The sequence below is a fragment of the Paenibacillus marchantiophytorum genome (genome assembly GCF_014640555.1).
In the GTDB taxonomy this organism is placed as follows: domain Bacteria; phylum Bacillota; class Bacilli; order Paenibacillales; family NBRC-103111; genus Paenibacillus_E; species Paenibacillus_E marchantiophytorum.
Genome location: NZ_BMHE01000038.1, coordinates 1 through 12,647, shown reverse-complemented (window position 1 = coordinate 12,647; position 12,647 = coordinate 1). Strand labels below are relative to the sequence as shown.

Below are 12,647 nucleotides of genomic sequence, written 5' to 3'. Positions count from 1 at the left end.
TGGTAACCGACCTAGCCGCTGGTAAAGTGTTTCTCATTGACATCTACCGCAGAATAGGTCTTTCATAGAGGCAAATATCGCAGAATAGGTCTTCATAGAGGCAACTACCGCAGAATAGGTTTTTCTTAGAGGCGACCACCGTAAATTTCTTTGCTAAGGAAGTTTTCGGTCTTCCAGGCATCTAACGAACTGTACGATGCTTATCGACGATAAAATGGCTACTTTGGCGAATTAATGAACTGGATTGGCGTTATCGAGCAGATTGTAGGCGGAAAGGTGGTCGTTTGCTTAACATAGAGCATCTGGGATTCGTTAGATTTTGAGAAGGAGCGATTTTGGCCGAATAAAGGGTGTTGAGTTCGTTAGGGGCCCTGCCCCAAGGTACATTGACTTGGTAACCGATAGCCGCTGGTAAAGTGTTTCTCATTGGCATCTATCGCAGAATAGGTCTTTCATAGAGGCAAATATCGCAGAATAGGTCTTCATAGAGGCAACTACCGCAGAATAGGTCTTCATAGAGGCAACTACCGCAGAATAGGTTTTTCTTAGAGGCGTCCACCACAAATTTCTTTGCTACGGAAGTTTTCGGTCTTCCAGGAATCTAACGAACTGTAAGATGCTTATCGACGAGAAAATGGCTACTTTGGCGAATTAATGAACTGGATTGGCGTTATGGAGCAGATTTTAGGCGGAAAGGTGGTCGTTTACTTGACATAGAGCATCTGGGATTCGTTAGATTTTGAGAAGGAGCGATTTTGGCCGAATAAAAGGTGTTGAGTTCGTTAGGGGCCCTGCCCCAAGGTACATTGACTTGGTAACCGATAGCCGCTGGTAAAGTGTTTCTCATTGGCATCTACCGCAGAATAGGTCTTCATAGAGGCATCTACCGCAGAATAGGTTTTTCTGAGAGGCATCCACAGCAGATTTCTTTACTACGGAAGTTTGCTGTTCTCCCAGGCATTTAACGAACTGTACGATGCTTATCGACGAGAAAATGGCTACTTTGGCGAATTAATGAACTGGATTGGCGTTATCGAGCAGATTGTAGGCGGAAAGGTGGTCGTTTACTTGACATAGAGCATCTGGGATTCATTAGATTTTCAGAAGGAGCGATTTTGGCCGAATAAAGGGTGTTGAGTTCGTTAGGGGGCCTGTGCGTGCTGCTTTACGTGGTCCTGCCTGTAATGTGGCTCGATGCTTCCATTCCTGCGTGGACTATATTTACAGTGTGTAATATAATTTACACAAATTGAATTGGATTGTAGGCAGAATTGAGTGATTTACAAGCAACGGTTTAATATAATGTGAATGTTATTACATAAGAGCAAAGGAATTAGGTACATGGAAAACAAAACATCCCGCACCGATCCCCGTATACTCCGCACACGTCAATTGCTGAAAGACGCTTTTGTGGAATTGCTTCAGGAAATGGAAATCGAGAAAATTTCGGTCAATCGTATTGCTGAGCGAGCCACCATAAACCGTGTTACCTTTTATCTGCATTATCGGGATATTCCCGATATGCTGGAGAAGATGGCAGATGATATGATCGAGGATATCCGTAAAATTCTGGACAAGGATTCAGGGAATCAGTATGTCGCAGAAGAAGGCGCGTGGCCGCTGTTGGTGGATTTGCTGGAGCATATAGCCGAACATGCTAAATTTTATAAAATTATACTTGCGTCGAGGCGAACGCCGATCTTTACAGACCGATTGTTAAAGCTGTTGTCTGAATTAATCACCGCAAGACTGGACAGCGCGGAGAGTGAAGCGATCCTTGCTGATGCTGGTATTCAGAAGGATATTGCTCTATGGTATGGATCAGCAGCCTTAATCGGGACTATCGTTGCTTGGCTTCGAAAGGATATGCCATATACGCCGCTATATTTGGCCAAACAATTTACTCTAATGCGTTCGCTTTCATAAAATCGTTTGATATGGACAAATAGGGCAGCCGAGAGTGCTTATTTGACCCATTTGCACCTGTTTGGGTGGCATAAGCAAGGTGCGAGTTCTTATTGTTCGTTTATGTGCCCACTTCTAGCTTCGCTATATATCGCAGATGGTTAACTAGCTCGAGAGCAGTGGTTTGAATATTTTCGGTTTCCTAAAGTTTGGAGTCATAGACTCCAAACTTTTTTCTATTTGTTGAAACCAATGCCTTAAACCGAAGATATAACACATAAATGTTGTTTTATTTGGTATTAAAGTTGATATTTGCGTGATGTTCAGGCTTTTTTTATCATATAAATTCAAATAAACAACAATAAACAACAACATTTAACAAAACTTCACATCGAGTTAACATTGTGCTAACAAAACTTATTTATCTTAAAGGTAGGAATAGTATAGGAAGATGAAAGAGGAGAATGTTGATGAGGTTACGTCGAAGTTTGTCTGTTTTATTGCTGATCTGCTTCATGTTTGGAGCATTGGCATCTACCATGATCCCAGGGCAGGCAAGTGCTGCCTCATCTTGTATGGGCCCTGTGCCTGTGCCCGATTTAGTTGATTTTGATTTTACCGAAAGCACGATTAAAGATAAATCACCTCGGCATGTGGATGGTACAGCGTACGGCAACCCGCAGCTCGTATATGAATCAAAGCTGCAAAAGAACGTGCTGAAGCTGACGGGCGGCCAGTTTATTATGATACCGAATGCTGCGGAACTCAACAATTTCCCCAATGGGTTTACGATGTTGGTTCAGTTTGCGGCAGATGCCTTCAGCGGTGAGCAAGGAATTTTCCAGAAAACGCAAAGCACAGGCTACGGCTTGGAAGTAAATCCAAACAAGATGGAGACATGGGATTATATTGGCGGTGCAACAAGGAAGCTATATAGCCCTGTCTTGAGTGTGAATAAGTATTATGATGCTGCAATTACTTATAACGGAGCTCAGCATGTTCTTTATGTGAATGGGCAGGTAGCTGCTACCGAAAATCGTACAGGAGCCATAACCTCGCCTACATCAGTCGGGCTGGCTATAGGCGGAGATCCACAAAGTGCAACTACGGCACAGCTAACGTTCAAAGGTTCGATCGGCTACGCCAAGATGTTCAGCCGAGGGTTAACGCAAGCCGAATTGGCGTGTTATTACGAAAGTACGGGCCTCCTAGCTGATCAACAAGCTCCATCCTGGCCTGTCGGCAGTCAGCTAACGGGCGCACCGGTAGGCTCGACAAGCTTTAACTTGAACTGGCCGTCAGCGACGGATGATAAAGCAGTGACGCAGTACCGCATTTACAAGAACGGTACTTTAGTGAATACGGTGAATAGCAGCACCAACAGCTATTCATTCGATCTAGTGATTCCGGGTGAAACGGCGACCTATAAAGTCGAAGCCGGCGATGCGTCAGATAATTGGACGACAAACGGACCGTCGTTGTCCTATGCAATGCCGGGGACGGTTGTCGCTCCTCCGGGCATGGCGCCAGATTTGCTCCAACTGACGTTCGAGCATTCAGCGGGTGAAGACGGCAGTGCTGCTCATAATCACGGTACGCCAGTTGGCAATGCAGCGGTGAATTACAATCCCGATTTTAACAAAAATGTCCTCGCGCTTGATGGAAAGTCCTATGTGCGGATCCCATCCAACCCAGGGCTTAGCCCGAGCTTTATGACGATGGCGGCGTCTTTCTCGCTGGATGACCTGTATCGAACGCAGGACATTATTGGAAAAGCGCAGCGATCGGACTATGCATTGGAATTCAACCCAATTACTCAGAAGCTGGAAGCTTGGTTCTTCATTCATGACATTGCAGGTAACGATTCCTTCGTTGTTGTGCCTAGTACCACGAAACTAACGGCTGGTCAAATTTATGATGCGGAAGCTACCTTTGATGGACAGTCAGCCAAGCTGTATGTGAACGGCATACTGGAAGGAAGTCAGTCCAAGAATGGCATCATCAGCGGTTCTACGAAGGTCGATCTAGCGATTGGCGCGGATGCGGAACCGACAGATGCCACGAGTTATTTTCAAGGCAAAATCGGGTTCGTAGAATTATACAGCAAAGTGCTGGATGCTAATGCTGTGCAGCAATTGCATGCCAAGTATGCGCCTGCTGCCATACCGCCCGTGTCCTCGATTGCCTGGGATATTCCGCTTGATTGGTGGGTAGGTCAGAGCGGGCTTGCGGTATTGAAGAAAAAGGATGCCAACCAACTGGAAACGGTTATTGACAATGGACTTGTTTTTCAAAGCTTGAACCCGAATGTTGCAGTGATTTCAAGCTCTGGGATGATTACACCGCTTCGTGCAGGGACAGCAACGTTAACAGCCAACTACGGATCTCTAAGTTCCAAGGTGACCCTAACCGTCCATGACAAAGTGCAGCTCAAGCCGCAATCTCTCTTATTAAACGGACCGTCCGCCATCATGGCCTCAGAGACGGGGAAGGCAGTGACGACGGTCGTCTATGAGGATGGAAGCACGGAAATCATGCCAGCTGGTGTAACGTATAGCTCCGATCAGCCTGCTGTTGCGTTCATCGATAATAACGGCATCATCCATGCAGTTGCTCCGGGAACAGCTGTGATTAGCGCTGCAGCGGTTGGGTTACGAGCTGACTTTATCCTAACGGTTAGTCCAGCAGGCAATCCTAACGGGAATCCGCAGATTAAGGAACTCCGATTTGCTGGACCCACTGCCTTGACGGTAGGACAGTTAGTTCATACAGTACTCACGGCCGTATATTCGGATAACTCGACGACAAAATTAGAAGCGGGAGTCACCTATTGGAGCGAAAACTCTGATGTGGCTAGAATTGATTCCGTCTCTGGCGCCGTTTACGCAGCTCAACCTGGGACTGCGCGTTTAGTTGCTCGTTATCAAGGTCTTAATGCAAGCTTTTCGATGGTTGTTAATGCCGTAATTGTACCGGAACAACGCCCAGATGTGCTGCAGTTGAACCTTCCATCAAGCTTGTATATGGGAGCTAGTGGCGCGATTTCGGTCAATGCCATCTATATAAAAGGAAGCTCATCGACTTCTGTGCCCGTTACAGCCATGGCCAAATGGCATGTTATGAATCCGGCTATTGTTCAGATTGACGCTCAAGGTACAATCACCGGGCTTCGTTCTGGCACAACGGTGGTGACAGCGACTTATCAGAATCTGGTGGCTCAATCGACGATTACGGTTATGGAACAAAGTTCTACGGGGAGCGACGGTGGAGGTGGAGGGGAGACGTCTTCCAAAAAAACCGATACGTTGATAGTAGACGATCTACAGCGGCAATTAGCTTCCAACAGTACTATTAAGTTGGATACTGGCATCAAAGAGATTGTATTTCCAGCGCTTGGTGAAAGCTCAGTGAAGAAGACGATTAGCTTAGATCGAGGCGATCTTACGCTAACGATGCCTGGCAATCTATTCATTGGAACTTCTGACATCAAGCTGGTTCTGGGTCTGTCAACCAGTCATTCAGCACCTGATACGACAATGAAATATGCTTCGTCGCTCTTTGATGTAACAATCGTATCACAAGCATTAAACGGAGCTAGAACGCCAAACCAACGATGGGGCGATCCGATTCAAGCGGAGTTTACGGCAAGTGGCGATAGACCGCTGTTGGGCGTATACCGCATATATGAAGATGGCAGCATGACCTATATCGGTGGGGAATTAACAGATAAGGGCATTCGCGCACAGCTCCGTGAGAATGGCAAGTATGCGGTATTGGAGTACAACAAAGTGTTCCAGGATCTGCCTAAGCAGCATTGGGCGAATCGTACTGTGCAGATTATGAGCGCTATGCATATGGTGGAAGGCGTGAACGATACATTCTTCGAACCGGAGAAGTTCATTACGCGGGCTGAGTTTGTAGCCTTGCTTATGAAATCATTACACTTTCCGCAGCAAAAGATAAGCAGTTTCAAGGATGTTCCGGCAAGCGCATGGTATGCGCCATATGTTGCAGGAGCTGCATCATCCGGCTTGGTCAGTGGTGAGAACGATGCCTTGTTTAATCCTGAATCGGTTATCAGCAGAGAGCAGATGGCTGTGCTTCTCGCCAGAGCAGTTGAACATGCAGGCGGTAAAATAGAACAAGGCGGCAACCAAACGTTCAAGGATGCCGATCAAATGGCAAGTTGGGCTCGTCCATCGATCGAGCTGACTGCAAAGCTAGGACTTCTGCAAGGACGTGCAGATCAATTATTTGTTCCAACAGGAACCGTATCCCGTGCCGAAGCGGCGCAAGCGGTATTTAACCTGATTCATAATATGACCCAAAAATAATGATTTTCATAGATAGAGTGGAGGATCATCCATGCTGAGAATTCAGCGTTTCAAGCCAATAATAGCACAACTTGTCATCCTTCTATTTCTCTGCCAAATAGCGTTGCCATCATTAACTCAGCAAGCGAATGCCGCAACGGCTCCCGCAACATGGGTGGACGGAGACCGGAATTATCGCATGCAGTTAAGTTTTGACAATTCGGTAGGTACAGAGGATCTGACGAACTATCCTGTATTGATTAAACTTGACGCTAGCAAAATCGATTATTCGGTAACTGCGTCGAACGATCTCAGATTTTATACATCCGATCAGTCATCTGAGCTTCCGTACGAAATTGAAAAATGGGATCCTCAGGGAGAGAGCCTGATATGGGTTAAAGTCCCTATCATCCATGCGCAATCCAGCGCAGACAGCATCTGGCTGTATTATGGAGGCAGTTCGACGATCAACCTGCAACCTAAGCAGGTGTGGGATGCGAATTATTTGCTGGTATATCATTTCCCGGACAGAATCGCTGACTACTTCTATCACCCTGCTCAAGCCCAGCAGTATACAGACTCGAGCATGAACAACAATACCGGCTTACGGAATGCAGCTAACGCAAGTTCAAGCGGCCCTTCTTATACATTGGAGGCTAAGGACCCTCGATACAACATGGTTGGAAGATACTATGAAAGTCATCGGGGTTTGGTCAGAGCGACGAACGGCAATGTTGGCGATGGTCAAGGCCAGCTTACGATATCAGCTTGGGTGCGGGCCAATGAGTACGAAATAAATTCGCTTAACTATTACGTTATTGCTAGAAAAAGAGGCGCAGATACGCAAAATCAAGCCTATTTTATGAAAATTGGCGGCGGCAAATGGAGCGCTAATTTGTTTACGAACGATGCCGACCCTGTTAAAAACGGCAGCACGGCGCCGGACTTGGACGCAGGAGTCGTGACGGCAGAATGGACCTATTTGACACTAACGTATGATCAAAGTCAAGCCAGCAACAACCTCAAGCTATATCGCGATGGAGCGCTTGTGGCAGCCGCAACCCGCAGCGGAGCGCTGATTACGACTAGCGGTTCGTCAACGACGCCGTTCACAATCAGCAAGGCTTCCGATGCCGGAGCTGCTGGCGGGGGTTACCGTGGCGGTGTAGACGAAGTCAGGGTTTCCAAGCAAGCTCGGAGCGCAGCTTGGGTCATGGCTGATTATCAAACGATGAGCAAGAGCAGCCGTTTTGTCATTTTCGGTGACAAGGAATCCAAAGGCGCTATGCAGCTAACGCTTATTCAACCTAAACAGGGAGCCGTCTACTACTCGCCAGATTTAAGCTTCGGTGGCGTGATCAGCGAGGCCTCAACGATCCGCTATCAATTGGATAATCAGCCGGAAGTCGTTGTGGATGGCAGTTCCAAAGCTTTTCAATCCATGCTGAGCCAACTGAAAGGCGGCGCGCATACGTTGCATGTCGAGGCTGTTTCCAAAGCTGATGCTTCCGCTAAGGCCAGCAAAACAGTGACGTTCACAGTCGATGGGCGTAATTTAAGCCCATCAGCTGCTCCGCAAGGAGCCAATGGGACATTGATTCAGCCAAGCGGCGATGTCACTTTGCAAGTCAAGGCAGAGTCTCCGACTGGTGAGCCGGTGCAAGTAAACTTTTATCAGAAAGATATGAAGTTCGTCAAAGATTACAGCGCCAAAGTGCCGACAGATATGGCCTATGAGCGAACAGATACGATGGATCCGCCAAGCAGCGCTACGATCACTTCCGAAACGGCTTTGCCGGCAAGCGCCTATGATCAATTGAAATCGTCGGATGGCGCTTATTACAACAGCAAGTCGTTGTCGAACTATCCTTATCAGCGCTTCGATTTAACGATTAGCAGCGATCTGAACACCGTCAATCAATTGGATGTGACATGGGAAGGACATTCCAAGGAGTTGGTCAAACTGTTTGCCTGGAATTATTCGACCAGCAAATGGGTGCAGATCGCTTCCAAGTTGGGAAATGCGGACAATAGCGATTTTAAATTGACGGGCACGTTGGATAAAACGACGATGGTGAACAGCTCAACGAAGGTTGCCAAACTGTACGTCGCCGCAACGCAGCATGATACGATGCTGCCAGGCAAAAATCCAACGCCAAGCGATTATGATTTCTCTTTCGTCTGGATGACAGACACTCAGCTTGAAGCGGAGTCTTTTCCAGGCGTTTACGATGCCGAAACACAGTGGATCGCTGATAACAAGGACGCGCAGAAAATCCAGTATGTGATTCATACCGGAGATATTGTGAATTCAGCGAGCCAAGAAACGCAATGGAAGAATGCCGACCATAGTATGAAGATTTTGGAAAACGCAGGGATTCCTTACGGTGTTATTCAAGGCAACCATGATACGAACGATGCTCTCTATAGTAAGTATTTCGGCGCATTTCGTTTTAAGGACAAGCTCGTCAATGGCAAGCCTTACTATACCGCTTATAATAGCATGAACAAGAACCACTACGATTTGATATCATCTGGCGGTGTAGATTTCATCATCTTGTACATGGGCTGGGGCGGATTTGACGCGACATCCATCAACTGGGCGAATCAGGTATTGCAGCAATACAAAGATCGTAAAGGAATATTAGCTGTACATGAATACTTGTTATATGAGGGAGCCTACGGTACAGATGATTATGATGGCATCAATATCATGAATCAGATTGTCAAACCAAACAGCAATGTCTTTATGGTATTATGCGGTCATAATCAATCTACGTTCTATAACGTTAAACGAATTGGCGGCAAAGTCGTCTACGAACTGCTGCACGACTATCAGGATGCGGCTCTGGGCGGTGCGGCGTACATGCGGATGATGTACTTCGATTTGAAACGCCAACAGATTTATATGGTTCCCTATTCGCCGATTACGAATGATAATTATGGATTTTTTCAACAGAAGCATGAGTTCTATACAATGCCGATTAAGTGGAACAACGAGCCTATTGAGCTGGCCACTGGTTACGTTGCCATTACAGGAAGCAACGTTAGTACCAGTTCGTTAAATCTAGCGCCTGTTACAGCTGCAGATGGAATGGCCAGTTATGTATGGAAAGGCTTAAACCCCAACCAGTCTTATACGTGGTATGGCGAGGTTTCCGATGCTTTCGGCCATAAAGTGAAAACGGAGGAAAGCACCTTTACTATTGCGGCTCCTGCCGTGCAATCCATTCGATTGAATGGGCTGGCTCCGATGAAAATAAGACAAAAGCTTAGCTCGGTCGTAGAAGCTACGTACACAGATGGCAGTATCGTGCCAGTAAAGGATTACGTCATAAGCAGCAGCAATACAGCGGTTGCAACGGTTAATGCCAACGGACTCGTTTCGGCGATCGCCGAAGGGCAGACGGATATCACAGTGAGAGTGGGATTAATCGCAACGTCCTATCGGTTGATTGTCCAAGCGCTGCCATCGGTGCAGCCCCTTATTCAATCGATAGAGCTGACAGGTTTGAAGGCTGCTGTCGTTGGAGTGCGTCAGCAATCGGTAGTCACAGCAACCTATAGCAATCATACGACCTCATCGCTGCTAGGAGCGGATCAGTCATTGGCACCAGGGCTAATCCTGACCAATGCAGATCCAAGCGTCGCGCAGTTGAATGCGCTAACTGGCGAAGTTGTAGCCTTAAAAGCGGGGCAGACCGTCATTACAGCAACGTATCAGGCCCTCTTCAGCAGCTATACATTATTGGTGAAAGATAATGTGGACGTGCCGACTCCAGATCCAGGGCCGAAATTGGAATCGCTGGTGATCAGTGGCATTGATTCGCTTAAAGTAGGTGAGAAAGGCCAAGCTGCCATATCCGCACGTTATAGCGACAAGCCGAACTTTGTCCCGGTTCAAGACGGCGTTCAAATTACAAGCAGTATGGAATCTGTAGCAAGCGTGAACGCTCAGGGCGAAGTGATTGCAGTTAGTCCAGGTCGTGCGACCATAACCGCAAGATACAAAGGGTTAGAGGTCAGTCATGAGGTTCAGGTTGCTGCAGCAACGGCCCCACCACCTGGAGGCGGTGGAGGAGGCTTCATCCAGACACCTGTTCCAGCGGATCCGGACGATATCTTTATTCAGAAAGTAAAGGCAAGCGAGTTAACGGCTAATGACGGAACTGATTCTCTCATTGTGCGTGCCGAGAAAGGCAAAGTTCAGATGGAGCTTCCTTACTTAACCGCAGATCAGGCTAAGGCATCGAGCATTCATATTCAGTTCGACTGGGGAACTTTGAAAGTGTCAGCTAGCGCTTTAGTATCAGATATGCCTAATAAAAATCCGGCGCTTGTGCTGTCTGGAAGTGTATGGAACGATGACTATATGGACATTCTGAAAGACTTGGAGTCTCATCAGTCGCTGCGAGTGAAGCCTGTATCCGATATGATGCATGTTGCCTGGGGAGCTTCCGCACAGCAGGGGATGATCGATATTCAGATGCCTATGAAGGAAGGGTTTAACAGTAAAAGAGTTGGATTGTACCGCATCAGCAACGACGGTCAACTGCTTCTACAGTCCTTGAATGCTTCAGTAGATCCGTCCAACATGAAGTTCAAAGCGACTGGCAGCAGTGACTTTGTCATCGTCCAAAAGGAAGTAAACTATTTCGACGTCAAAGGACATTGGGCTGCGAATGTGATTGGAGACTTGGCTGCGCGTAATATGTTCGATTCCATGGTAGCTGATCCCATTGTTGCCGTTCAAGGCGAAATAAGTTTCAATCCTGAAAAACAGATTACCCGCGCCGAATTTGCTGCGCTAATCGCTCGCTCGTTGGCGCTTCCGAGGGCAGGCAGCAGCCCATTTGCCGACATTCCACATACAGCGTGGTACTCACAAGAAGTTGCAGCTGCGTTGGCCGCTGGCATCGTTGATGGAATCAGCGACTCCCAATTTGCCCCGGATGCGCAGATTACAAGAGAGCAGATGGCAGCTATGTTGATGCGGGCTTGGAAAGTCAAGAATAGCGGGGGCGAAGCCCCGCGTGACGGGAAAGCCTTTGTTGATTGGCGTGAAGTTGACGATTGGGCGAAAGAAGCAATAGCTTCCGTATCTTCTTTGCATTTGATGAATGGACGCGCGGATGAATCGTTCGTGCCCAAAGGAACAGCGACGCGAGCAGAGGGCACGCAGGCCATTCATAATTTCTTATTTCAAACTAATAAATAATTCAGATACTCCCTATTGGAAAAAGTACACAATTTTAATATACTGAGACATATATGTATCCATGGGTGGTGTGTCGCTCTTGTCGTTGTTAGGCCAGGAAAGAAGAGAGCATATTTTGCAAACATTGCTTCGTGATGGCAAAGTTAAAGTGTTGCCAATGGCGGACGAACTAGGTGTATCCTCGGAGACGGTACGTCGAGATCTAGATGCCTTGGAATTAGAGGGGCACCTTCAGCGGGTGTATGGCGGAGCTGTTCGTGCCAGCTATGAGAACGGTGAACCCACCTTTGTACAGCGCACACAATTGTTCGTCGATGCCAAGAAGAAGATCGGAGAGCGAGCTGCCCAGCTTATCGAGGACGGGGACACAATCGCATTGGATGTAGGAACCACCATGATGGAGCTGGCGAAAGCCATCCAAGGCAAGCGCAACTTGACGATCTTGACAAACTCGCTGCCGATAGCTTCCTATTTGTGTGAAGCGTTGAACAGCAATCGGTTTACGGGCAAAGTTTTTTTGCTCGGCGGACAGCTTAATCCAGAGCAGCAGTCGCTCACAGGCCCGCTCTGTGAACAGCTCATGGAGCAGTTTTATTTGAATAAAGCATTCTTGTCCATTGGCGGCATCTCGCTGACGGGCGGTGTGACCGATTATGATTTGAACGAAACGTATATGACGAAGAAGTTTGCCAAATCGGCACGCGAAGTCATTGTCCTCGCGGATCAGTCCAAAATCGGTGTCCAAGCATTCGTTCACCTGATGCCTCTCGATCAGATTGATGTCATCGTCTCTGACCAGCCTTATCCTAAGGAGTGGAAGGAAACGATTGAGCAGAAGGACATTTACTGGCTAACTAGCGAATGAAATGGCACAATATACGGAAGAAAAGGCTCTTATTGGGGAGTTTCCAATAGGAGCCTTTTTTTACATGATTTATATGTTTATGTGTTTGAGATGAGCGAAGCTTACCTCTTATTTATTGGCGTCCACCGCAAACTTCTTTGCTTTGGAGGTCTTCGGTCCCAAAGGGCATCTAATGAACTGTATGATGCTTATAGACCGGAAAATGGCTACTTTGGAGATTTAATGAACGGAGTTGGCGCTACCCGGCACTATATTGGCCGATTGGTGATCATTTGCTTGAAATAGAGCATCTGGCATTCATTAGATTTTCAGAGTGAGATCCTCTAGCTTTGCAATCGCGCGGAGA

At 47.3% G+C, this 12,647-nt stretch carries 4 protein-coding genes; all 4 read left to right on the top strand.

What is annotated here, in order from left to right:
- The first annotated feature begins 1,341 nt into the window (after positions 1–1,341).
- The gene (locus IEY34_RS26375) at positions 1,342–1,926 is read left to right on the top strand and encodes a TetR/AcrR family transcriptional regulator (protein ID WP_189017365.1); all 585 of its coding nucleotides are present in this window, start codon (positions 1,342–1,344) and stop codon (positions 1,924–1,926) included.
- 449 nt (positions 1,927–2,375) lie between these two features.
- Positions 2,376–6,239, top strand: coding sequence for a LamG-like jellyroll fold domain-containing protein (locus IEY34_RS26370; protein ID WP_189017362.1), 3,864 nt, complete (start codon positions 2,376–2,378; stop codon positions 6,237–6,239).
- Positions 6,240–6,270: 31 nt separating this feature from the next.
- Positions 6,271–11,436 (top strand): DUF2341 domain-containing protein, encoded by a 5,166-nt coding sequence (locus tag IEY34_RS26365; protein ID WP_189017359.1) that lies wholly within the window; start codon positions 6,271–6,273, stop codon positions 11,434–11,436.
- A 70-nt stretch (positions 11,437–11,506) separates the two neighbouring features.
- Complete coding sequence (locus IEY34_RS26360; protein WP_229757850.1) at positions 11,507–12,301, top strand: DeoR/GlpR family DNA-binding transcription regulator; 795 nt, start codon at positions 11,507–11,509, stop codon at positions 12,299–12,301.
- Positions 12,302–12,647: the final 346 nt, after the last annotated feature.